Origin of the sequence: Mesotoga prima MesG1.Ag.4.2, assembly GCF_000147715.2 — a bacterium.
GTDB lineage: Bacteria > Thermotogota > Thermotogae > Petrotogales > Kosmotogaceae > Mesotoga > Mesotoga prima.
This window is the reverse complement of record NC_017934.1, coordinates 1,752,539-1,777,376: the sequence shown is the minus strand read 5'-3', so window position 1 is coordinate 1,777,376 and position 24,838 is coordinate 1,752,539. Positions and strand designations below refer to the sequence as shown.

The 24,838-nt window shown below is 47.8% G+C and carries 19 protein-coding genes; 15 read left to right on the top strand and 4 right to left on the bottom strand.

The features are described 5' to 3' along the window. The first annotated feature begins 12 nt into the window (after positions 1-12). The 13 genes from THEBA_RS08285 to ltrA all read left to right on the top strand — a co-directional run bounded on the left by THEBA_RS08285 (position 13) and on the right by ltrA (position 15,829). Positions 13-897: a carbohydrate ABC transporter permease gene (locus tag THEBA_RS08285; RefSeq protein WP_014731204.1), complete on the top strand. Its 885-nt coding sequence runs from the start codon at positions 13-15 to the stop codon at positions 895-897. Next, the gene (locus THEBA_RS08280) at positions 897-2,510 is read left to right on the top strand and encodes a glucosidase family protein (protein WP_014731203.1); all 1,614 of its coding nucleotides are present in this window, start codon (positions 897-899) and stop codon (positions 2,508-2,510) included. Before THEBA_RS08285 ends, THEBA_RS08280 begins: the two co-directional genes overlap by 1 nt. Positions 2,511-4,003: 1,493 nt before the next feature. After that, the gene (locus tag THEBA_RS08275) at positions 4,004-5,680 is read left to right on the top strand and encodes an ABC transporter substrate-binding protein (RefSeq protein ID WP_014731202.1); all 1,677 of its coding nucleotides are present in this window, start codon (positions 4,004-4,006) and stop codon (positions 5,678-5,680) included. 480 nt (positions 5,681-6,160) lie between these two features. After that, positions 6,161-7,153: an ABC transporter permease gene (locus THEBA_RS08270; protein ID WP_006489297.1), complete on the top strand. Its 993-nt coding sequence runs from the start codon at positions 6,161-6,163 to the stop codon at positions 7,151-7,153. Continuing rightward, a complete protein-coding gene (locus tag THEBA_RS08265) occupies positions 7,150-7,998 on the top strand; it encodes an ABC transporter permease (protein WP_006489299.1) in 849 nt (282 codons plus the stop codon). The genes THEBA_RS08270 and THEBA_RS08265 overlap by 4 nt, the downstream gene beginning before the upstream one ends. Positions 7,999-8,000: 2 nt before the next feature. Continuing rightward, on the top strand, positions 8,001-8,951 hold the full coding sequence (locus THEBA_RS08260) for an ABC transporter ATP-binding protein (protein WP_014731201.1): 951 nt from the start codon (positions 8,001-8,003) through the stop codon (positions 8,949-8,951). Continuing rightward, entirely contained in the window at positions 8,952-9,854 is a 903-nt protein-coding gene (locus tag THEBA_RS08255) for an ABC transporter ATP-binding protein (protein ID WP_014731200.1), read from the top strand. Further along, positions 9,832-11,226 (top strand): beta-galactosidase BgaS, encoded by a 1,395-nt coding sequence (gene bgaS / locus THEBA_RS08250; RefSeq protein ID WP_014731199.1) that lies wholly within the window; start codon positions 9,832-9,834, stop codon positions 11,224-11,226. The genes THEBA_RS08255 and bgaS overlap by 23 nt, the downstream gene beginning before the upstream one ends. A gap of 14 nt (positions 11,227-11,240) precedes the next feature. Then, complete coding sequence (locus tag THEBA_RS08245) at positions 11,241-12,236, top strand: LacI family DNA-binding transcriptional regulator (RefSeq protein WP_006489306.1); 996 nt, start codon at positions 11,241-11,243, stop codon at positions 12,234-12,236. Positions 12,237-12,259: 23 nt separating this feature from the next. After that, positions 12,260-13,240 (top strand): glycoside hydrolase family 130 protein, encoded by a 981-nt coding sequence (locus tag THEBA_RS08240; protein ID WP_014731198.1) that lies wholly within the window; start codon positions 12,260-12,262, stop codon positions 13,238-13,240. Between the two features lie 763 nt (positions 13,241-14,003). Then, on the top strand, positions 14,004-14,132 hold the full coding sequence (locus tag THEBA_RS14820; protein ID WP_006485539.1) for a hypothetical protein: 129 nt from the start codon (positions 14,004-14,006) through the stop codon (positions 14,130-14,132). 94 nt (positions 14,133-14,226) lie between these two features. Continuing rightward, on the top strand, positions 14,227-14,349 hold the full coding sequence (locus tag THEBA_RS14815) for a hypothetical protein (RefSeq protein ID WP_006485555.1): 123 nt from the start codon (positions 14,227-14,229) through the stop codon (positions 14,347-14,349). Positions 14,350-14,560: 211 nt separating this feature from the next. Beyond that, positions 14,561-15,829: a group II intron reverse transcriptase/maturase gene (gene ltrA / locus THEBA_RS08235; RefSeq protein WP_014731195.1), complete on the top strand. Its 1,269-nt coding sequence runs from the start codon at positions 14,561-14,563 to the stop codon at positions 15,827-15,829. 598 nt (positions 15,830-16,427) lie between these two features. Here the strand turns inward: ltrA and cas6 are convergent. The 4 genes from cas6 to THEBA_RS08215 are packed head-to-tail and all read right to left on the bottom strand — an operon-like array spanning position 16,428 to position 23,363. Continuing rightward, positions 16,428-17,207, bottom strand: coding sequence for a CRISPR-associated endoribonuclease Cas6 (cas6, locus tag THEBA_RS08230; RefSeq protein ID WP_014731194.1), 780 nt, complete (start codon positions 17,205-17,207; stop codon positions 16,428-16,430). Positions 17,208-17,224: 17 nt separating this feature from the next. After that, positions 17,225-18,598, bottom strand: coding sequence for a sigma-54-dependent transcriptional regulator (locus tag THEBA_RS08225; protein WP_014731193.1), 1,374 nt, complete (start codon positions 18,596-18,598; stop codon positions 17,225-17,227). Continuing rightward, on the bottom strand, positions 18,595-19,503 hold the full coding sequence (locus tag THEBA_RS08220) for a hypothetical protein (RefSeq protein ID WP_014731192.1): 909 nt from the start codon (positions 19,501-19,503) through the stop codon (positions 18,595-18,597). The genes THEBA_RS08225 and THEBA_RS08220 overlap by 4 nt, the downstream gene beginning before the upstream one ends. Then, positions 19,485-23,363, bottom strand: a complete 3,879-nt coding sequence (locus tag THEBA_RS08215) for a DNA-directed RNA polymerase subunit beta/140 kD subunit (RefSeq protein ID WP_014731191.1) — start codon at positions 23,361-23,363, stop codon at positions 19,485-19,487. Before THEBA_RS08215 ends, THEBA_RS08220 begins: the two co-directional genes overlap by 19 nt. Positions 23,364-23,491: 128 nt before the next feature. On the opposite strand from THEBA_RS08215, the gene THEBA_RS08210 reads away from it, so the two are divergent. Further along, positions 23,492-24,082, top strand: a complete 591-nt coding sequence (locus THEBA_RS08210; RefSeq protein ID WP_014731190.1) for a DUF4433 domain-containing protein — start codon at positions 23,492-23,494, stop codon at positions 24,080-24,082. A 4-nt stretch (positions 24,083-24,086) separates the two neighbouring features. After that, entirely contained in the window at positions 24,087-24,776 is a 690-nt protein-coding gene (locus THEBA_RS08205) for a macro domain-containing protein (RefSeq protein ID WP_014731189.1), read from the top strand. Positions 24,777-24,838 lie beyond the last annotated feature (62 nt).

The window sequence follows — 24,838 nt, the reverse complement described above, 5'->3', positions numbered from 1 at the left end:
GGGGGCGATTACATGAAGAAAAAACTAAAGATTGGTATGATTATCGCCTACGTCGTGTTGATTCTCTATGCGGTCGTTTCGCTCTTTCCCTTCCTCTGGTCGGCCATAGTATCTCTCACTCCTATGAGATACACCGAAAACGGTGTGACAACGGGTACGGATATAATGAAGTGGCCTCCCGAGATAAATTTGTTTAAGTGGCCTCCGGAGTTTTTCGGAGCCCCCGCTACCGGCGAGAATTACGTACAAGTCTTCAAGATCACGCCCTACGCCAGATGGATACTTAACACGATCATCTATGCCGCGCTGGTAACAATTGGCCACCTTATCTTCGATGCCCTTGGAGGTTACGCCTTCGCTAGGTTGCGTTTTCCGCTGAGGGATCTGTGGTTCGCACTCTTTCTAGCCACACTCATGATCCCCGGTCACGTCACGCTGATACCCAATTACAACCTCATGGTGAGGTTCGGATTCGTGAACACTTATTACGGCCTCTTTCTCCCCAAGCTAACCGGTGTCTTTGGGATCTTTCTGATGAGGCAGTTCTTCATGGCTATTCCCAGGGAGATGGAAGAGGCCGCAAGAATCGATGGCGCCTCGATAATCAAGACTTACTTCAAAGTCGTGTTGCCAATCTCAAAACCGGCCATTTCAGCATTGGCCATATACATCTTTGTTGGCACCTGGAACGACTTTCTCTGGCCGCTGCTCATGACCTCGAGAAAGGAGATGTTTACCCTAACTGTGGGCCTTGATTTTTACCGGACAAGTTACTATACGTACTGGCAGTATATGATGGCAGCTTCCATAATGATGACGATTCCCATGATAATCATTTTCCTGATCTTCCAGAGGCAGTTCATAGATACAGGCGTTTCATCCGGGGTGAAAGGCTGATGGATAATTTTGACTACTACGTGGCAGGTAGAAGGGCATATTTTTTTGGAGGTATCGACGGAAACGCAGAAAACATTGGCTGGCACTTGAAGGGAAAGATGGGCGGGTTTTGGCTAGATAAATACAGGCTATTCTCTTCGTATTTTCTCTCGCTCAATGGAAAGAGGGTTTCGCCGACAAGTTTTCAGAACAAAGTCTCGGAACGAATTGTCAACTATCCCGGGGCCGACCTCCGGATTCTTGCCCACCCTGAACGGCCACTTATCGCCATCAGAATTGAGAGTCGTGCCAAGATCGAGTTCTGCCTCAGACAGGAGATGGATCTAGTGTGGCTCGAAGACAGACCTTCTGGAAACATCTCGCTGAGAGTGGAGAATCAAGACCGGGACACGATCGTATGGCGCGAATTAGAGGGCATGAGTTCTTTCGTCAAAGTGAACGGAAAGGCCACATCGGAAGGCGACTGGCTGAAACTCAGCAGAAGGGGCAGACTTGAAGCGGTTATTGCTCTGGGCAGACCAGGGAAAGAGGGTTACGAACAATACCTCCTTGAGCGGGAGGAACACAACCGTCGATATCTTCCACCATTCCAGGACACTATACCATTCTGGGCAAGGGCTGGAGCTCTTGAACTCTTCTTCGAAAGAGACGTGGGATGCGGATTTGTCGCTGGGCTGGGAGAGTTCCCCTGGTGGTTCGGGATCGATGGAGTCTATACCTGCCTCGGACTGCTCGACACGCCCATGCTGGAACTTGTGGGAAAGACAGTAGACAATCTCGCGAAATTTGGCAACGGCCTGGCCCCTCACGAAGTTACTACGGCGGGCAGGATATACGCTTACGGAAGAATGAACGAGATAATCGCTTTTGCCTATCTAGCCCTGAAGTATGCGGTAAAGACTTCCAAAAAAGAGTACTTAGAACTTGTGGACAACGCGCTTTCACATGTTTCCGGTCACCTTTCGCGAAAGCTGTATCCTCAGGGTGAAGGCATCGTAGAAGTACCCATCAGTGGCGAATTTGCTCTGCTGGATTCCGCCTGCTGGCTATACTCTATGCTGAAAGAGCTACGCGACTCGAACATGATGAAAGATCTCAAAAACTCTCAGTTCGCGGCTTGGCTCCTTGAAAGATACGATCGTGAGTTTCTAAAAGACTGGTACGGCAAAGATGGCCTTTTTTACGATGCCCTCACCGAAAAAAGCGGGAATTTCGAGGGTCACTTTATACAAATTTACCCACTGTCCATGGGTCTCATCCGGAGAGAAATCGGGGAGAGATTGCTGGCAAAAATGGAGAAGATAGGCTACTTCAAAGAGCCGGGGCTGATACACTCGCTCCCTCTAAAAACCTTCGAAGCAGGCGATTATGGAGAGGGAGACAAAAACGATATTGTCTGGTCACTTCCCACTCTCCTTGCCATAGAAGCGGGAATTAGATACGGAAGGCCGGACCTTTCTGAAAAGTTCATCTTGTCTCTTGAGAACTCTCTAAAAAGCGAAATGTACGGGGCGTTACCGGAAATACTTCCCGCTGGCGGTTGTACGATCCAGGCCTGGAATGCCTATGCGATACCTTTGATCGAGCACATGAACTCCCCCTCCCCTGCTTAATGATAGAAACTCCAGAAAGGGCCTGTATTCACGCCTGGTTTTTATTCGGGAACACTGTCAAGGCACAAGACTGACAGCCATTATCGATGTGCCGACAGAGTCGAATCATTCGCTGAATTGGTAGCCAAGTCCCTGAAAAGTTTAATCACAGCCAGCCGGAGTGTGAGTATGCCGGAAGCAAGAAAACACTTGGTGGCTGGGATGCGCCGTATATCCAGTCACTCCTGAGATCGATAAAGAAGCAGAGCAAATCGGCACTGGCAAATCTTGCGTTTGATTGTTCCGAGAGTTCAGTTGCCGCTCTGGGGCAGAAACCTTCTGGACGACCCGCTTCCCAAAACGTATTGAAAGCCACCAAAGACCAGTTGTCGGGAAAGATAACGCTGCCTGAGTAGAAAAAGTGAATCCTCCAATGCCACACGGCTGCATGAGAAACCTAAAACAATCTTGTTGCCCAAACCGATGAAAGAGCGATTCGTCAGAGCCCTTCGACGCTGTACTCGGTGAGTCATTCTTTCGAGCGGGCTCTTATGGATTGTTATCGGCTGCGTACGGTACGCTCGGAACGGTCCCGCCCGTGAACAAACTGAACGGCTGGTCGAAAAGAATGTGAACGTTTCCTTAACGAGCTACGTAAAGTGTCGACCAAAAACTAACCAAACCCTTTGAAGATCAATTGAAAGACCTGAATGACAAGGATACGATGTCGCAGAAGTCCTCACCTGATCGGGAAGGCAAACCACGAACAACCCGGACGCTTAGCAACGAAGAACCGTTCTTCCCGAAGGACGGGTCCATGCTCTTGGAAGGATCAAGGTCGGGCTTCTTGATGACGGTATGTGAAGTTTTCGTAATCGCCTAACACTGTCAGCCTGAAATTGTTTCGGGAATTGAAAGACCGGGGTTGGGGGTTGGAGGTCCGTGGTTTGAAAGAGCAAAAGAAAGTGGTCCTCAGTTAAACGATTCTCTGTCCATCGGGGAGAGCCGGGAAGCAATAGCATCGAGATTCCGACCAGGAGCTTTGTCGGAACGATGGAATCTAGCCTTTTCGGAGTAACCGTTAGCTGTCATCCCGAACTTGTTTCGGGATCTAAGTTTGATCTTATCCAAGGGCGGGTTCTTGCCATAAGGATTTCGACCCTAACGAACCGATACATGAAAACCATTTTCATATGCGAGGATTTCATTTGGGTCCTTCGAAAAACATTCTCCGCATAAAACGGCAAAAACAAATTCATCTTTGTCACTCTATTGTGAGAGAATAACACTTACACGAACTTCACTAAAGATAATTCAGATAATGCATGCGGAAGGCTACACGGTTTACCTTGAAATAGCGTTAATTATTTGTGAATGTAGAAAGCATTACGCATAGTTCGATGATAATTCCAGATTTCTGAGAAATATCGGCCTGAGATCGCTTTAATATGTAAATGTTTTCAGGAATATTATGTTAGCGGAGCCCTTAAGGCTAAGTAAAGGAGGTTGGGTATATGAAAAAGAGGTTCATTTTACTACTTCTGGCCATCATACTCGTTAGTAGCCTCGCAATTGGTCAAGTTTACGATCGAAAAGAAACTCTGTACGCCGGTGGAGGCCTTTGGAGTCCACCAAACAACTGGAACCCATTCACCCCATGGGCGATTATGACCGGAACCAACGGTCTAATCTATGAATACCTGTTTATGTTCGATCCTCTGAGCAACGAGATGATACCCTGGCTTGCGGTGGATGGAGGATGGATAGACGAAAAGACCTACGAGCTGAAGCTTCGAGACGGAGTATACTGGACGGATGGAGAGGAGTTCAATGCCGAAGATGTGAAATTCACATTTGACATCGCAAAGAAGTATCCCGGAGTCCATTACAGCTCTATGTGGAACTGGATGAAGGAAGTGGAGATAGTAGACAGACTGACTGTACGTGTCCACTTCACCGAACCGCTGTATCAGCAATGGTCCTTCCAGCTCTACCAGTTGCCCATGGTTCCCGAGCACATATGGAAAAACAAGACGGAAGCCGAAATTCTGACTGGAGCGAACGAGGGGCCCATTGGAACGGGTTGCTACACAGCCGAAGGTTACGGTCAGGACAGAATGATCTATTTGAGAAACGAAAACTGGTGGGCTATCGAGCAGCTGGGAATAAAGCCTACGCCCAAGAGAATAGTCTATCTCACCGTTTCGGGAAACAACGTGGCTCTCGGTATGATCTTCAAAGGGGAACTGGATATCAGTAACTTCTTCCTTCCAGGAGTCCCAGCCGTCAAATCCGCTTACGGAATCCACACATATTTCGATGGCCCGCCTTACATGCTTTCCGACAATACGGCAGTTCTCTTTCTAAACAACAGCAGAAAGCCAATGGATGATGTTAACTTCAGGAAGGCCGTTGCCTGGGCAATAAACGCCGACGACATAGTCACAAGGGTTTTCGAGAACCAGGTAATCAAGTCTAACCCACTTGGCTTCCTTCCTATCGACGCCTGGATGAAGTATTACGATGAAAAGGTTGTCGAGCAGTATGGATTCAAGTACGATCCATCGGTTTCCAAAAAGGTCCTTGCCGATGCGGGCTACAAGGACATTAACGGAGACGGATTCGTCGAGGCGCCGGACGGTTCCGAGATAGAGCTCTCTATAATAGTTCCATTCGGCTGGACCGACTGGATGGAGTCGATAAAGATAATTGCCAACAACCTGAACGCCGTGGGCATTAACGCAAAGGCCGAGTTCCCCGACTATTCGAGGTATCAGGACGAGCTTTACGGCGGCAACTTCGATATGGCGATAAACAACTTCAACAGCAACCTGTCTAACACAGTATGGAGTTACTACTACTGGCTATTCTGGGATATCAGAGAGCAGCAGACTCAGGGCAACTACGGAAAATACAACAATCCCAAGGCCTTTGAGTTGATGGAAGCCTTCGACAGAACGCCTGTCGATGACTACGAGACTGGTCAAAAGATCATGTCGGAACTGGAAGAGCTTTTCTTGAAAGAGATTCCCTACGTTCCCCTCTGGTTCAACGGAATGTGGTTCCAGGCAAGTACCAATGTTTGGACCAACTGGCCGAGCGAACACGGCCCTCACTACTATCCATGTACGTGGAACGGAAAATGGCAGCTCGGTGGTATATTCATGCTGACAGCCCTGGAGGCTAAGTAACAGAGTATAATCTTCGCCCCCATGGACTTCCGGCCCGTGGGGGCTTTTGGCAGACTGAGATTAAACGGTTTGGCTCATGCGAGATTCAACCTGTCATGTTCGGGCTCCGAGTGTTGTTTTTCGCTGAGCGACGAACAAGAGTGTTCTGGCAAGACGTCCGAATACCGAAAGACAATAGCGATAATGGTACAGACTGGAGAGATCGAGATGCCGGACTGCCTATGAGTATAAGGTTGCACCCGGGTCTTCATACGCGCAGTCTCTAAACATTATTAAAAAACCAACTTTCAGCAATTTATGAAGAAAGAAAAACCTGTCTAATCACCTCTCTCTGTCAAGCGAGAGCCTAAAGACTCTTGAATCTGAATGGGTGATCGGAAGGAATTGAGTATCGCACTTTCAACTGAAAATAACTTTTGGTTGGGCAAGAAGATGAAGCTCTCCATCACGTGGGTAGGGTAAAGGAAGGAGACTCAGACTGTGGGAGCCTATTTCAGAAGAAAGATAATAATCTACCTGCTGACATTTGTATTTGCGGTTACGATAGACTGGATGATACCGCGATTCATGCCCGGCAATCCAATTACGAATCTACTGTCTAGGTTTTCCACCAGATCGGATACAACCGAGGTAATCGCCGGCTACCTTAACGAGATCTACGGGCTGGACAAGTCACCTCTTCATCAGTATTTCGCTTTTTGGGCGGGCCTTTTCAGAGGCGATCTCGGAGTCAGCTTATATGTTACAGGCGCTCCCGTTACGAGGGTAATAGCCAGGGCCCTGCCCTTTGATCTTGCCCTTTTGATTCCCGCAATAATGTTGAGTTATATAGCCGGGAACAAGTTCGGCGCCTTTGCCGCCAGGAAAAAGAAACTAGACGGCATCGTCTTGCCCATCTGGTACGTGCTTACGGCCACGCCCTACATGTGGCTCGGTATACTTCTGGCCTGGTTCTTTGGGGTCGCGCTAGACGTTCTTCCCATAGCGGGCGCCTACAGTTTTTCAATGGTCCCCAACTGGAGCTGGACCTTCATCTGGGATTTCCTGAAGCACTGGATACTTCCCTTCAGCTCTCTCTTTCTCGTGCAATTTGGAGGCTGGGCCATCGGAATGCGTAACATGATCATCTACGAACTCGAGGCCGAGTATTCCAGGTACCTTGAATCTCTGGGTGCCTCGGGAAGACTGGTCAGACAGTATGCCTATAAGAACGCGGTTCTTCCTCAGATCACAGGACTGGCTCTCCAGCTAGGTGTCATAGTTGCCGGGGCTCTTGCTACCGAAGTCGTCTTTTCATACCCCGGCATCGGACATCTTCTAAAGGAAGCGATAATGAATCAAGATTACTTCCTAATACAGGGCTGTTTTCTGTTCATAATCGTCGGCGTGTTGTTGGCTAACATCATTCTGGATATCGCGTATATACTGATCGATCCGAGAATCAGGCACACGGCAGAAGGAGAGACTGTATGAAGACAAAGAATGAATTTCTATACTTCGCCCTGAGGAACGGACGTCTGAAGGTCGGCTTTTTCATACTGGTGATCTTCATCTTACTCGCGATCTTCGGACCTCTCTTCGCGAAGTACGGACCGCTCGATTATGCGGGGCCAGGTTACCACCCTCCTTCAAAAGAGTTCTGGTTAGGGACCACAACCTTCGGGCAGGATGTTTTCTCGCAGACGGTTTACGGGCTGAGATCAACCTTCCTGGTCGGATTGGTTGCCGGAGGTCTCGCTACGCTTCTGGGAGTCCTAATCGGCTTCGTAGCCGGCTACCATGGAGGCATGATCGACGAGCTGCTCAATATGTTGACCAATGTGGTCACCGTGATACCGACGCTGGCCCTCCTTCTAATTGTTGCGGCTTATCTGCCATACAGGGGAATACTCGTCCAGAGCATATTTATAGGGCTCACTTCTTGGCCGTGGGCGGCGAGAGCGATAAGGGCCCAGACGTTTACTTTGAGAACAAGGGACTTTGTGGACCTCGCAAGAATAACTGGCATGAAACCCATGAGGATAATCTTTGGGGAGATCGCTCCAAACATGATGTCCTATCTTTTCATGACCTTCATACTCCAGTTCGGAGGCGCTATTCTCGCAGCCGTTACGCTTGATTTCATCGGGCTCGGCCCGACGCAGGGGATTTCTCTAGGGCTAATGATGCAGAATGCGGTTCTTTGGAGCGCAATTCAGCTCGGAATGTGGTGGTGGCTGATACCTCCCGGAGTAGCCATTACGGCTATCGTCGGCGCGCTCTACTTTATGAATACTGGACTGGACGAAGTCTTCAATCCTAAACTGAGGGAGCTGTGACGATGTCTCTAAGCGTGGATGGCCTTAGAGTCTATTACCAGACTCTTAAGGGAGATATAAAGGCACTGGACGGTGTGAGCTTCGATCTTCGTGATGGGGAGATCGCAGGAATTGCCGGAGAATCGGGCTGTGGAAAGTCGACTCTCAGCAACTCCCTCATAATGCTTCGCCTCCCGATGAAACTCGTGGAAGGCAGTGCCTCTCTTGACGGAAGCCCTCTTCCAATCGGCGATCAAAGAAAGATGAACGACTTCAGATACAAGAGAATCTCGATAATCCCTCAGTATGCTATGAACGCCTTGAATCCCACCGTGAAGCTCAAGAGACTCATCTCAGATCTTCTCGCCTGTCACGGCGTGGGTTACGAAAAAACTCTCCCCGAACTCAACAGGAGGCTGGATCTCGTGGGTCTGGATAGTTCGGTCCTGAAGATGTATCCCGTGGAACTGTCGGGCGGAATGAAGCAGAGGGCCGTAATGGTTATCTCGACGCTTCTGAATCCCTCTCTGCTGATAGCCGACGAGGTCACATCGGCCCTGGATGTCTCGACTCAGCGAGCAGTGGCCGAGATGATCGTGGAGTTCAGGGACAAGGGTTTCGTCAAAAGCATCATCTTCGTTACCCATGACATCTCGATCCTCTACCAGATAGCCGATTCTATTCTTATAATGTACGCGGGTAAGCTTGTCGAGCGGGCCGCCACGGAAGTGATAATAAAAAGGCCCGTCCATCCCTACACGAAGATGCTTATCTCGTCTCTGCCGGAGGTCGGCGTTCACTACACAGATAAGAGACTGAAAGGGATCCCTGGAAAACCCCCTCAACTCCTCTCGCCCCCGCGGGGCTGCAGATTCAAGGACAGATGTCCCATCGCCTTCGAAAAGTGCGAAGAGGAACCGCCCATGGTTGAAATTGAGCCTTCACACTGGGTGGCCTGCTGGGGAGTGAACTAGATGCTTGAGCTCATTAATCTGACTAAGGTCTTCAAGACGGGAATGTTCTCTTCAGGAAGGCTCAAGGCCGTAAACAACGTCTCATTCAAGATCGAAGAGGGAGAGGTCACCTCGCTCATAGGCGAAAGCGGGAGCGGAAAAAGCACCATAGGAAAGATGATCTTGAGATTGTTGACAATCACCCAAGGGGAAATACGACTTGACGGACGCGATATAAGCGGGCTGAAGGGCGCAGAGCTAAGAGACTATTACAGAAAGGTCCAGGGTGTCTTTCAGGATCCCTTCAGCTCGTATAATCCTATCTTCAAAGTTGACAGAGTCTTCGAGAATCTTAGATCGGTCTTCTTTGCGAAGATGCACTACAGCGACTGGATGGACAAGGTCCACACGGTCCTGAAACTGGTTGGCCTTGATCCGGATCAGATTCTGGGCAAGTATCCTCATCAGCTCAGCGGCGGGCAGCTCCAGAGAATTCTCATATCCAGGGCCCTGCTGCTGGACGTGAACCTTCTCGTTGCCGACGAACTGATAAGCATGCTCGACGCCTCTACAAGAATAGACGTTTTGAACCTGCTCGCAGACCTCAAAAAGAAGGGGCTTTCAATCCTCTTCATAACTCATGACCTGTCTCTCGGCTACTATTTAAGCGAAAGAGCTGTGATACTGTTCAAAGGTCATGTCGTAGAAATGGGAAGAACTGACAAAGTTTTCTTCAACCCCCAGCACTATTACACATGCAAACTTCTCTCTTCAGTACCGAGGCTCGACAAGAAGTGGGAGGATATTGAAAGCGATCACAAAAAGAAAATAGACGGACGGAAGTGTTTCGATCCCATCATGGATGCGGAACATGAAATGGTGGAAGTTGAAGAGGATCACTATGTTGCCGTACAAAGGAGATGAAGACATGTTTGGCGAAGATTTCCTGTTCGGTGCCTCTCTTTCGGGATTTCAGTTTGAAATGGGTAGGAACTCTCCCGAGAGCATCGACCGCGGCTCGGATTGGTACGCTTGGGCTCATGATAAATTGAACATCGAAAACGGGATAGTTAGCGGGACGTTTCCCGAAAGCGGGCCGAATTACTGGACAGGTTTCGAGGAGTTCCACAGACTTGCGGCCGACGCGGGAATGAAGATAATACGAATAGGTCTGGAGTGGTCTAGAATCCTCCCCAAACCGACTTTCGAGAGATGGACAGATGATTTGGATGACATATGCAACACTGAAGCGTTAGAGCATTACAGAGGGATCATCGAGGACATAAGAAACCGGGGAATGAAGGTGATGGTAAATCTCAACCATTTCTCACTCCCCATTTGGCTCCACGAACCGATTAGGGTCAACAGATACTCCGATTTCACCGCCGGGGGCTGGGCCGATCCCCGCGCTGCGGAGGAATTCCGTAAATTCGCCGCTCTCTGCGGAAGGAGACTTGGAGATATCGTCGACATGTGGTCGACCGAGAATGAACCGAACGTCTTGGCTACGCTTGGCTACAGAAACAGGGCCTCCGGGTTCCCTCCCTCGATAATCAGGCCCGAACTGGCGGGGGTAGCCCGCGACAATCTGATCAATGCCCATCTTCTTGGATACGAGGAACTAAAGAAAGAAACGAGCTCTCCGGTAGGACTGATCTACGCTATGAGCTGGATAGACGGGGAGGAAAGGGCGGTCGATTCTGCCCTGAAAGCTCAGTTTGAATTTATCGACCGCATAAAAGATAGAACGGACTTCCTTGGTTTGAATTACTATTCACGGATGGTAGTAGAAAGCGATGAAGAGAGCGACATAGGTTACAAACTCCTGCCGGGATTCGGACAGGGCTGCAAGCCCAACTCGCTTTCCAGATCGGGCAGACCGACGAGTGATTTCGGCTGGGAGATCTACCCCGAAGGGTTGTACAATATACTGAAGACGACTATGAGAAGGTACGACGTTCCAGTCTTCGTAACCGAGAATGGAATCGCCGATGCCACGGACGGACTGAGACCATACTATCTCATAGGTCACCTGAAAGCAGTGGAAAAGCTTATTGAAGAGGGCTTCAGCGTAAAGGGGTACATGCACTGGTCTCTCACCGACAACTACGAATGGGCCTCCGGCCTTGGGATGCGTTTCGGACTGGTCAGTGTGGACTTCAATGATGGAAGCCTCACTCCGAGACCTTCCTACTACCTTTTGAAAGAAATCATAAAGCAGGGCTCGGTTAATGGTTTCAAGAAGATGCTGAAAGAGCCGTACGACATTTTTGACGAAACCCTGCTCATCGAATAGGGGGAAAGGACTGGATGGTGACGATAAAGGATGTGGCTGCCGAAGCTGAGGTTTCGATAGCGACCGTCTCTCGGGTATTGAACGGAAGCGGCTATGTTTCCGAAGATACGAAGCTGCGCGTGTTGAGGGTCATCAACAGACTCAACTACCATCCCATGCCTTCGATTCGAAAGAAGAGCCTATACAGAACCCTGGGCGTCCTCCTGCCCAACACCATGGGAAACCATTACGGCGAAATTTTCATGGGAGTGGAGGATTATGCTCACAAAAACGGTTTCAACGTGATGCTTGCCATGGCCAGAGAAATGGTCAGTCGTGAACAGGAGATTCTGAACGAATACTTCCAGCGAAAGGTAGATGGAGTCATAGTTGCGACTCTTCACAGCGACGAGCACATGCTCAACAGGTTCATAGAGAGCGGGATAGTCGTTGTCGCCGTCGACTCCCCAATAAGAGAAATAAAGGCCGATTCCGTAAACATAGACAACTCCTTTGCAGCATACAACGTTGCGAAATTCCTTTACGAAAAGGGGCACAGACGGGTCCTCTTTCTCCCGGGGCAGGAAGGAGTGCATGCTTCAAAGGATAGGTTGAAGGGGCTGAGAAAATTCGCTTCGAGGACCTCGGATTTCGATCTGAAAGTCGCGAGGATAGGGGGCTTCGAACCTCACCACGGGCAGGAGGCGATCCGTGATTACCTTCGGGATTTCGGTATCGATTTCACGGCGATCTTTGCCGTCAACGACCACGTGGCAATGGGGGCAATGCAGGAGCTTCACAAAAACGGTGTTCGTGTCCCAGACGACGTATCCGTGATCGGGTTCGACGATTCCGTTCACGCGCCCTATACGATCCCCGCATTAACCACCGTCTCACAACCGAGAATCGAAATGGGAAGCGCTGCGGCCCAGCTGCTCATAGAGAGATTGAGACTCACCCAGAAGAGAGTATTCAGGAATATAGTTCTGCCCACGGCCCTTGTCGAAAGGGACTCGGTTAAAGCCATATAGGAGAGAGGAAGGAGAGGATCTCTTTGTCGATCACAATACTCGGCCACAAACTCAAAAATCTCCCCTGGGAAGAGAAACCCAAAGATTGTCTAGAACCGGTCTGGAGATACTCGAAAAACCCCCTCATCACACGGGAAACGGTGAGAGGCGCAAACAGCATCTTCAACAGCGCGGTCGTAGCCTACAAAGATGAATTCAGGGGAGTATTCCGTATAGATACGAAAGAGCTTGTCATGGAGCTTCACTCGGGAAGAAGCGAAGACGGATTGTCGTGGAACATTGATCAGGAGAGAATCGAATTTAATGCCGAAGACCCGGAAATCGGCCGATTCGTTTACGGATACGATCCCAGAGTCGTCTTCCTGGAAGACAGATACTACGTAACCTGGTGCAACGGTTATCACGGGCCTACCATAGGCGTTGCCTACACTTACGATTTCGAGAGATTTTATCAGCTTGAGAATGCATTCCTTCCCTTCAACAGAAACGGGGTCCTCTTCCCGAGGAAGATCAAAGGAAAGTTTGCAATGTTGAGCCGGCCGAGCGACAACGGCCACACTCCCTTTGGAGACATCTTCTACAGCGAGAGCCCCGACATGATTCATTGGGGCTGCCACAGGCATGTAATGTCACCCACCGCCGGCTGGCAATCGACCAAGGTTGGGGCCGGACCTATTCCGATAGAAACCTCGGAAGGTTGGCTGCTAATCTATCACGGAGTATGGACATCCTGCAACGGCTTCGTGTACAGTGCCGGCGTCGCTCTCCTCGATCTGGAAAGGCCCTGGAAAGTAATCAAAAGGTCGAAACACTACATACTTAACCCGAGAATGCCTTACGAAAACATTGGCGACGTACCCAACGTCACCTTCCCCTGCGCAAGCCTTCAGGACCCCGAAACGGGCAGAATCGCCATATACTACGGGGCGGCCGACACCGTTACCGCCCTCGCTTTCACGACTTCAGAGATCTTGTACCACTTCCTTCAAGAGCACTCATATTGAGACTGCCATTATGTATCAGACTGTGCCAGGAGATTAGTATATGTGCCGGTCCTTTCGGCTGCCTCTTACGCGCTTGTCAGTTGAAGTTCTGATAATAGCCAATACTGCAAGCAAAATGAAAGTCACTATGTTGCCGTTGCTTGCAGTGACTGGCCTCAGCTTTAAGCTGAGACTGGCACCACGAAGTAGTACTAGCGGCGATGATTCCCGCCTTTTGACTAGCTCCTAATGCTTCCCGCTGAAAGCGGCATCACTTATGCTCTTGGTCTCCTCGGAGAACGGAGAACCTTTGACGGTGGACCTGAGAGGCTTCCTGCCGGAGGCATCCTTGCTGGTATGTTCTTTTCGAGTCCGGCTTCTAAATCCCCGCTCGAGCGGGGGGACCGCTTGCGGTGGGGTGTGTGCTCTTCTCTAAAGACGCCTTTTCACAAAGTTTTGCAACCAGAGAGGAGAGGGTGTCTTTCCTCGCGCCAGCGAACATCACTTCCCGACTCAGCCGGCCTTGAGTTCCTGCGCAATTTTCGCCGGCATTCCGCGCGCGATTCGGAGGACGGTGGACCGTTGACGGACAACGCGGTTTTCATCAGCAACCAGCGGGTTTTTGATTTTAAGCGTACAGCAGCTCTTTGATCATCGAGATTCTGAATCAAGTTCAGAATGACGTGATGTGATGTTTTCGTGATCGCCTAACATTGTCATCCCGAACTTGTTTCGGGATCTGGTGCGCCCGGCATGATACACAACTATAGGGTGAAAGACCCGAATGCGGGGAGTCAAAGAAGCATTAGCCAGAGGCAAGGGTGTCACTGGTAACGGTGAATCTGAAGGAAGCCCGAGGCAAAGTCCGGAACTGAACGAAAGTGAACCAGGGATGGCCGTTACAGTAGGGTAACCCTGCCAGATAAGGGAAAGCCCTGACTCCAGCTGTAAAGGTTTGGATGGCAGGATTCGGATGAAAGTGGTGTATCTTACCCGGGGAAGTCCTCATGAGTCCGAAAGGGGTAACCGTTAGCAAGGAGGTGATCCAAGTTAACGGAAAGCTCAGGAGGATGGCAGATGAACCCGTAGTAGTGAAGAACCTCTCCGAAAGGGGAAGGGACCTTGGCTAAAAGCCAAGGGGGTGATGGGGAAGTCGAAAGGCTCCATCACTTGCGAAGGGGGGAAGGATCGAAGAAATGTGATCGGAAGACAGTGAAGAGATTCAGGTTAGACAGTTAAAGACAAGGTACATATTCCCGAAAGGGTAGAGAAGCCAGTCATTAGTTGTCGCAATAACATCTGAGACTACAACTGTTGGAAGAGAGCATACAGGAGAAAGAGATGAAGTATTACAGTCTAATCGACAAAGTCTATTTGGAGAAGAACCTTTTAAAAGCCTATGGCAGGGTAAAATCCAACAGAGGAGCCCCTGGGATAGACGGAGTAAGCGTAGAAACATTTGGAGAGAAACTTCTCGAAGAAATCGAGAGACTATCCGGAGAAATCAAGAGAGGCGAATACAAACCCATGTCACTCAGGAGGGTAGAAATCCCGAAAGCCGACGGTAAAACGAGGCAATTGAGAATACCTGCCGTAAGGGACAGGGTTGTACAGCAATCTCTCAAGGAGGTACTCGAACCGATATTCGAGGAAGGATTCCATCCCTCCAGTTACGGTTACAGAAAGGGAAGAAATGCCTGGCAGGCAGTGGAGAAGGCGAAAGCCTTCGCATCCAAATACGGACTGTGTAATGTAGTGGAACTTGACCTCAGTGAATGTTTCGACACTCTGGATCATGAGAAGATAATAGACTCCGTAGCCGAGAGAGTGAGTGATGGAAAGATACTCAAACTCATACGGGCAATACTGAAGAGCGGAGTAATGGAAGATGGAGTCTGGAAGGCAACAGAGACTGGCAGTCCACAGGGAGGAGTAATAAGCCCGCTGCTGGCTAACATCTATCTGAACGAATTCGATCAGAAGATGAAAGCCAGAGGAATAAGGATAGTCAGATACGCAGACGACATACTGATCTTCTCGAAAACCCAGGAAGAAGCCCGAGAGTTTCTGGCAATCGCGATAAACATACTGGAGATTGACATGAAGCTCAAGGTCAACAGAAACAAGACGAGAATCACAACACTTGAAGATGGATTTCACTTTCTTGGCTTTGAAATAAAAGGCGAGAGAGTAGGGATAGAGAAATCCAGATTGAAGAGATTCAAGGAAAAGGTCAGGAAACTTACAAGAAGGAATCAGAGCAGGCCGGTAAAGGAGATAGTGAAACAGCTTAATCCACTGTTGAGGGGATTCGCCAGCTATTTCAGGATAGTGGATTTCCAATCCATTTTGAGGGGACTTCTGAGCTGGATAAGGAGAAGGCTGAGAGCCATCATACTACACCAGTGGAAGACAACTAAGAAACTGAACAGAGTTCTCAGAAGGACCGGATGGAAAGAGAAAGTCAACATGAGAATGAACAAATGGCGATCTTCTCATTCAAAAGCAGCCAATTACGCCATTCCCAACAGGTTCTTTGAAGAGATGAACCTCGTCGATATGACAAAATATCATCATCCCCTGTCGAAATATCCGATACTTGATCCATGAGCCGTGTACGCGGCCCGTACGCACGGTTCTGTGAGAGGGCGAGGGGCTCCGCCCCTCTCCTACTCGATGTTTTTATCTTCTCGGCTGCGGAGGACCGCTGACGGACAACGCGGTTTTCATCAGCGATCAGCGGGTTTTTGATTTTAAGCGTGCAGCGGTTCTTAGGATAGAGATGCTGAAACAAGTTCATGACGCGGAGCGGGGGGTATCGATTACAACGTATGGGGTCTCACGAACAGAACCGGCTCAACAATTCGGGTTTTCTATGCACCTGATGAAGTTATCCGGGCAGCGCGTTTGGGAAGTCCCTCACATTGTCATCCCGAACTTGTTTCGGGATCTGGTTTTGATCTCTCTGTCCGCAGAGATCGGTAAATTATCAAGCGCTTATCCGTTTGTCAGTCTAAGTTTTGAAGCCAACCAATATAGCTAAAAATAATGGTCTGAAAGTTGCCACTACAGTACCTTTAAAATATCGGTTCATGACGATTATAGGCGTGTTCTGGTAAAACCGTGCGGATAACCTACTCTATCGAAGCGGCCTTCACTTCAAATACACGCATCGAAAACCAGCTTGCTAAAGAAAACCCTTTTATACTCAAAACCGCTTCCCGGCAATTTCTATCATTCCCATTCCAAGGGAATTCTTTTCTCCAAGTCCAGTATCGTACAGAAACGCAATCTCCTCTCCGGTACCGGAAATCTTTACTGGGACGACCGATCCGAAGACCTCGATATCGTCAACTATGTTGATTCTTATGTTGCTCTTCCTCCCGACTTTTTCTACATATTCGCCATCGACAACAATACTGACACTGCTCTCTCTCCCGGAGAAAACTCTGAATTTCTCTCTGGCATTCTTAGTAAGGAATTCGCCAAACTGGGCAGGATCCTGATAGGCCCTCAAGTAGAAAGGCGTCTTATGTTCGTCGTTTCTCGTCGAAAGAACGATAGGCGTAATACATTTGAAGAGCTCCTCTTCGCTTTCAAAACTCTCCGTCGATGCAAAGGCGTTTTGAATCACCAGATTATGATTGAGGATTCTAATTTCCCTGTTTAGCAGCAAGAAATCTACTAGATGCTGCATGATCTCCCTCACCGGCGAGGATATATATAGAGCAGCGATGTCTTTGGTGAAGACAATCATCTCGCCATTATCTCCGGCTTTGATATAAGCATTCTTTTCCGGAATTAGCTTGGAGAAACAGAAGAACTTGAAGCTCTTGCTTCCGTCAAGAAAGCCCTCGTCGTGCAGCCATTTCGAATAATCGGGATTTGCCTTTTGTATCATCGCGTAAATAAGGCCCGAAAGCTGATGAAAATGATCGCGGGGAACGGCCTTGTTCTTCAGACCGCTAAGCGTAAGCTTAACTCTCATATCTACCTCCCATAGAACTAAAACTGAACATCTCTAGACAGAACAATCTCCCGTCCATCCATCTTTGCGCTCATCATGGCCGCGGTAACAACTCTCTCTAGTTCTCGATAGTTGCCGGGGTACTCGTAACCCTCCAGTTTCTCTATTGCGGCTATGCTTATCTCATCTATACTTAGATTCAGAATCTTCTTTTTCACCTGGAGAAGATGACTAAGAATATATCTGAAATCTGACTTCCTCTCAGAAAGCGAAGGCATGTGAATCTCGTAGGCAAAACGCTGATAGAAGTCAGACCTGAAATTGCCGAGGCTCATTTCCTTTCTAACATCTCGATTCGTGGCGGCGATAATCAATACGGGAACTCTCACTCCCGAAGTATCTGAAAGGCCTTCTATAAGGACCTTCATATCGTCCAGATAGGTCAAAAGCTTTGCCTGAATGGCAGGAGAGATTTCTCCGATCTCATCGAGGAATACCGCTCCTCCCGCCATTGACACCATTTTTCCAACCTTATAAGAACTCCCGGTCCACGACCCCGGAAAACTTCCGAAAAGCTCGCTTTCAAGAAGGTTATCGCCCATATTGACCAGTGAGATTCTAGAAAAGGTCTCCAAGGAGCCAAATAGGCTGTTTGCTATGTACTTCGCCAGAAGAGTCTTGCCGCAGCCGGTTGGACCCGTAAGCAGAATACAAACCGGCTTTCTGAACTTCATTTCGGATGTCAAATCATTCAGTTTTCTTATGGCTATTCTAGCTCCTTCAAGTTTCGGGTCTTCAGAGAGTTCCTTCTTTTTTAGCTCTTCAAGAACCCTTTTCGATTTTAATCTAAACGTCTTTAGCTCTTTAACATAGGGCATGACAGACGTTATTATTTCGTTGGTCTTCTTGACGTTCTTGTGGGTAATCTCGTCTCCAAATAGCGAAATATAGGCGTCTTCATCTTCGAAAGCCTTGTCATCAAGTTTCATTTTCCAGTCGATCCTTTTTTTAAAGTCCCATTCAGGAAAACGGGTTGAAAGTCTATCTCTCAAAACGTTTTTCAAGACATTCTCAAACCGTGAAATCTCCCCATATTCCATTCTCTCTCCATAGAAACGATCGATAGGGAAGATTCCGACAGCACCCATTCTTTGCGCGAAACCTACTATGTTGCTTTCAAGACCTCCTTTGAACATTATGAATAACTGGCCTGAAGACCGTTCAGGATTCAGCTCTCCAATGACCTGCTGGGAGATGATCATTATTCCCTGTTCTTCGCGAAATTCAGAAAGCTCAACAATCTCCACTTTTTCTCTTAGATCCTCTTTTGAAGAAACAAGACTATCAACGATCTCCTTGAGCACTCTTAGCTCATGCTCTTCAAAACCCTTCTCGACAATGAATACTCTCATTTCCTAGCTCTCCCAGCAATTTGATGAAAATAGTGTCTTATTGAACTTCGGTTAAGCTCTTTCAATAGAGCTCTCGGTTCGCCCAGTTTGCTTTCGGGATACCCGGCCTTCATAATGGTCCTGTTCAGGCAGATGACTCTCCCCAACAAATCTTCCAGCTCAAGCGAATAGTCAATTAACCCGGTAGACTTTGCGATCACTTCTTCAAACTTATATTTGAGCACTTCTCCCACCTCCGGGTCCCCCATTGAGATTCTCATAATCGACAGTGCTTGCTTCGAAAGATTTGGGGCACCGCTTCTGGGAGTTAGGCAGTTGAGAGTGTATAGAACTCCGTCGGGCATCCGGAAGAGATACCAGGATAACTGGTTCTTGGATACGTCATTCAAATCGGAGACGCCAAAGAGAATCTTTGAGCTGAGCGAGCCAAAGAGATCTTGAATCGAGGCCGTCTCTCCTTCGAGGTATCCATTGAGGAAATTCTCAATAATCCTGCCTGTTCTTCTAACCGTTTCCCCAAAACGCCTCATGTGTTCTTCTTTTTGGGGAGAGTTTTCAGAGAATTCGAAACTCCACCTGTATCTTCTCAGACAATGGTACCTCTTCCCTTTGACGATTTCCAGAACAACTCTCTTCTCGGAAATCGGATTCCTCTCTGCCGGCTCAAAAACCAGATTCTCAAGGTTCTCTACAGATGCGAACGGATCGGAATTTGAAGTCTCGTCATTATCGTGGTCTTCAGATTCAACTTCCTCAAACGCTTCTTCATCTGGAAGCTCTTCTTCACTTTCTTCGCTGGTTTCAACGGGTCTATTTCTAAAGGACGTGGTAAGCGATTTAAACTTTTCCTTGTTTTTGCCTTTCGACTTTTCAGGTGTCTTTTCTGTTATTTTTTCCCTACCCATTTAGCCACCTCTCCCGGCCTAAGCGCATAATTCGCCTTAGGAGACTTCTCCTCTATTTCTTCTCCGATTCCGATTTTCTCTGAACTGCCGCTTTTCTCGAAAGAAAGTGCAGAGAATATCCCGACTTCCCTTGGATCAGAGAGTCTCTTCTTCAATTCCCCCTCAGTACGTATTTCGGTATCCTTCAAATGTCTAAAGAGAACCTCCAAATAGATAGAGGCCACATCTATGGTACCGAGAACGGGCGATCCCTCTTCAGCAGAACCTGATGCCGACTTCGATGAACCCTTCATTATCCCTTCGATAGATCTGTCGGCAAGCCGTTTTAGATAAGAAGAAAACTCTTCTTCGGCCTTGAAAAATTCCGAAGAGACCCGCTGCATACTGAACCCTGATGAGCCCGTCTGGAAGGTCTTCATCGAAAGCTGAGTTCCCCGCTCTCCTATAGTATGGCCTGAAAGAACTCCCAAAAAGCTGCCGACTCTAAACTTCTTCATACTGGAGAGCTCGAGACCCGCACACTTTGAACAGATGCCGTTCTCCCCTGAGGACGCACACTTAACCGGGCTTCTCAGCAGAAGATCGCAGTCTCTGAAGTCATTCAGATTACTTCGCGTTACAGGCATCCACTCTTTGTCCATCGGCCTCTTGACATATCTGCCGAGTATCAGTCTTTCAAGAGAGTATTTTCGCAATGCCAGATGCTGGACAAATGATTGATTGAGTTCTATTCCGTCATCTGTACAACAGTCTTCTTCTGTGACAGAAACGGGATACAGAAACTCGACCAACTTCCTGGTAAAGTATCCCGCTTCGGCGACATGGAGTTTCTTGTCGATCAAACCTGTCCTCGATCTGGACGCAATGTTCACATCAAGACCATCTGTACGACCAAGGTAATCTTCTCTCGATACTCCTCTCGCAAAGGCTTCAGCCCTTCTTCCATCGAGATCAATCCCCTCAGCCATCTGTACGAAGTGCTCTGGTTTTCCTCTACTGCCCGAATCTTTAACGCTCTTGGCAACCTCGCTCATCAAAGCGATATCGCGCAGATCAAGACTCAGTCCCGATTCCTTTGCCGCTGCAAGGCTTTCATTCTGCCACTTCAGAAGATCTTTCGAAATATTGTTGGAATTCTCTATTATCTGTGTAAGCTCCTCTTTTACCTTCTTGGAGTTAAGTCCTCTCTTTCTATATAGACCGTACACCAAATCCTGAGTGACCGAAAAAGTGAGTTCTCCCGTTCCAATTCTGAACGGGTTGTTGGAGGGAAGCATAGATTTCAGCTCTCTCTTCAGATCTTCATCCTGATCTACGGGCAGGTAAACAGCCATGGAGTCGCCATCGAAATCGGCGCCGAATCCATCGCACAACATAATTGGCAATCCTATTGTCTTGTTCTCCCAGAAAATCGGCCTAGCAGAGGAAATACTGTGTCTATGGAGAGAGGGCTGTCTGTTGAGAAGCACATAGAGATTACTCTCCTTCGCCAGATCATTAGCAATCTTAATCCCTTCTTTAGAATCCTCTTTCAGAGGAAGCCAAAGTTTTGCAAATTCGTAGGGAAGATAAACATGGTCTATGTCTATGTCTGTCACCGGTGTGATCACGGTTCTGCCAGAAGAATGAATCCGTCTTCCAAGCATGTACTTTCTCAAATATCCTGACTTAGATAGCAGGAATCTTCTCTCTTTCCTGTCTTTCGCCCTTCCCTTAATTTGCTTGAAGAACTCGCTCATGGTTTCGTCGCTCGCGACTTTCTCCAGGAAGTCATTTGAAGTCTCCTTAACAATTATTCTCAACGGGTCGTCCTCGATTTCAACATCAAAATCCCTGTAGTAGTTCATAAGAAGCCTGAAGGTATCGAAGTAGCGCTTCATGAAGTCTGAAGAATCGCTGATGTTAGTTTGAGAAAACCTCCCAACGGTCTCAAGCGCATTGTTGTCGAAGAGAGTCCAAAACTCCATTTCGCCGATTCTCTGTCCGCCCTCTCTCCGCTTTCCTTTCACTGGCTGTCCCGTAATCTTAGAGGTCTCCGCAAGATCTACTACATGCAATTTGTCCCTTACGCAGTGATCTAGCCTCACAAAATACTGATAACCGACTGCTGCCTCAAACGAAGTTCCATCTGCAAAAAAGAGTCTCTTCTTCAGCTGTGGTATGTCTCTTCCTTTGGCGACCCTGGAAGCGAGATCCAGATTCTTAAAAGGTTTGTCGACATATTCACCTTCAAGTGATTTGTGCGTCTCTAGTAGCTGACCTAGATTCATTCTGGTTATAACCCCGAAGGGGCTCAGAATAATGTCCAGAGGTCTGCGTTGGCCATCTATTTCAACATGCGGCATTTCTCTTTCGGAAACGATCTTCGATATAGTGCCCTTGTTTCCATGTCTTCCAGTAATCTTGTCACCAATTTCGAGCGGCTTTGTGATAGTCAAGGGAACACTTATGGAGACGACGCTCTCGTTCAAGTTGTCTACTAATTTTTCCCCCTTTTTTATCTTCCTGGCGGTTGGTATAGTTCTCATAATGAACGAGATCATTCTCTCTTCTGGATTCTGCAAGATTTCCCCTGGATATGAAAGGTCATAGTAGATATTCTTTGAATAGGACTTAGTGGGATTATCGTTTCCACCAAAAAAGACATTTCTTCTTATCAGCCAGTCACCTTTATTGACAATCGAACCTTTAGTTCTGAAGTTGTAAACAATCCTTATCGAACCTTCCTCACTGGAAAGCTCTATCGTAGACCTGTTCTTAACACTGACCTTCGCATCGAGCAATACAGGAACTGAGTCGACGATTTCAATTGTCTTTTTCTCTACGATGCACATTTTCATTGAAAACCCTTCAGAACAAACTATTCCATCTTCGAAGTTCAAGCCGTTGAACAACGCATATCCGGCTAGGGCATTGACACCGTAGTCAAGATCAACTTCCTCATCAATGGGAGTCCGAATTATTGGCTTTTCGCTGGAAACAACCTTTACTGCCTGCTTCAGATTCTTGCCTCCCATAGTAACCCTGACGCCATCTGAGTATGCCATGAAAGGAACAGCACACGTAGAAGGGCTAAGAAGGGCTTCGGAATCTTCGCCACTGCTTTCTATCTCAAGATCCGAAGCATTATAACGGGCGCCGTTCGCAAGGAAGAGATTCATTCCGATTCTCACGGATTCAGGAGTCTCGAGAAGATCCAGCTTCCCCAAGTGCGAGAAATGAGGCAATCTAAGCGATTCCTTCACTTTGTCTCCGGGTATGACCGCCTTTCTCAGCTCGGATATCTGCAGAAGCCCGTTTGAAGAGGGCAGTTCAAAGAGGATCGGGACCTTTAGATACTTCGGCTTCTTCATCTCGGGTTCTTCCTCAATGTCACTTGTGTCGTATTGCTTGAGAATCTCGGTCCCAACAACCGTTCTGTTGAGAAGAGTTTCAGCCGTTTCGAGGACTGTATCTAAACGTTCCATGCCGTTTTTTGACTGCAGTTCTCTCAAAACCTGCAAGCACACAAAGGCCATTCTCAAGTAATACCCTGGCACTACCCAGAAGTTCTCGAGATCGAGATAGTCAGAGGAACGCCCCCTCTTCTCTAGCAGTATTAGCGGCGTCGAATACCTTTTCGAAAGATATGAAAAGGCACCATCCTGATCGGGATTTAGAACCTTGAATCCTACAGAATAACGATCTTCTTCGAATTCAAATGAGAACTTCGCTAGAGCAGAACCGGAAGGCTCCTCGAGCGTTTCGATCAGTCCAAACTCCGGAGAAAACTTCTCGAACAACAGTTTGTAGTCCTCTTTTATCAGAAGTTCTAGACCGGCGAAGACCTGCTGCAAGGAATAAGTGATTTTATTAACCATAAATCCTCCAAAACAGACAACTGCAAAGAATTAGTAATTCAGTTTCAACGATATTATACGCTTTCCATTTGCGAATCCAAAGCCTCGTAAAAAAGTGTGATTATAAACCCTGAAAGGGAGGTGAGATAATGGTTACGAGCAGTAATCCTTTACAGGCGTTCGGAGTGAAGCATCTCTACTATCTTTCGCCAGTAAAGAATATTCCTTCGATACTCGAACACGGAGTAATGAGCAAGATGGCAGTAGAGACTCTGGAGATACCATACGATGATTACTCCGATCAGACCGTTCAAACAATCAGAGAAAGAAAGTCCCTACATGAATATGTACCGCTGTTCTTTAATACCAGGAATGCGATGACCTTCCGCTACCAGAAAGAAAACAGAGATTTCGCGATTCTAAGACTGAATAGCGATCTAGTAACTCACTATGACTGCCTGGTATCTGACAGAATCGCCGCCTGCAGTGATGCCGAGATCTACACTCTAAGTGAACCCGCTCTCAAGAAGATAAATATTGAAGTGGTGCTTTCAACGAGAAATTTCTACGATAACTGGTTGCTCAAGAAAAGACTTGGTGCCGAGATCTTAGTGAAGATCGACATGATCGAACCGGAATGGATCGAATGTATAATTCTAGACAGAACTGCGGAAAAGATAAAAGGAATCTCCATCAGACAGCTCCGCGATAGCGGATACACCTATTACTTCGAGGGCTGAGCTTATGATAACTGTATATAAGAAAAGCGTATTTGCCGCGTTTGAAGAAGAGAATGTCCCCGTAATAGCAAACACCGTCAATACAGAGGGAGTTATGGGGGCCGGATTGGCGCTTGAGTTCAAACTTAGATTTCCTAGCTATTTTGATAATTACAGAGAGAGATGCTCCCACGAAGGTCCTTTGCCCGGTTCTGCCTGGATATTCCGAGGAGATATTTTTCCAAGGATAATCAGTCTGTTTGTCAAAGAAGACTGGAAGATGCCATCAAAAATCTCATGGATACGTTCCTCTCTTAAGCGTGCGGAAGAGATCATAACAGAAAGCAATTTTGAAAGAGTTGCCCTTCCTCTGGCCGGGGCAGGAAAGGGGGGTATAGATCCTCAAACATCGGAGAACATAACAAGAGAGGTATTTGAAAGCTCAAAGGCAGAAATACTTCTCTGTCTGGATAAAAGCCCTTCGAAAAACGAGGAATCGATGATAAAACAGCTAAGGGCGATGTCTGAATATGAACTGAAATGCCTTACTCTCAGGCCTTCGATCATAAAAAGACTTCTGGACAAACGCGAAGACGTCACTCGTTTCAGAGAGATCCTAGACATTAGAGGAATAGGAATCAAGACCTATTCGATTCTTTTTAACGCGCTGATCTCAAGAGAACCCGGCCATGATAATCAGCTAAATCTCTTCTGAGCTGTCTTTGCGGCAATAATTTAAAAAGTGTGATTATGAATCATGAAAGTACGATCATAACT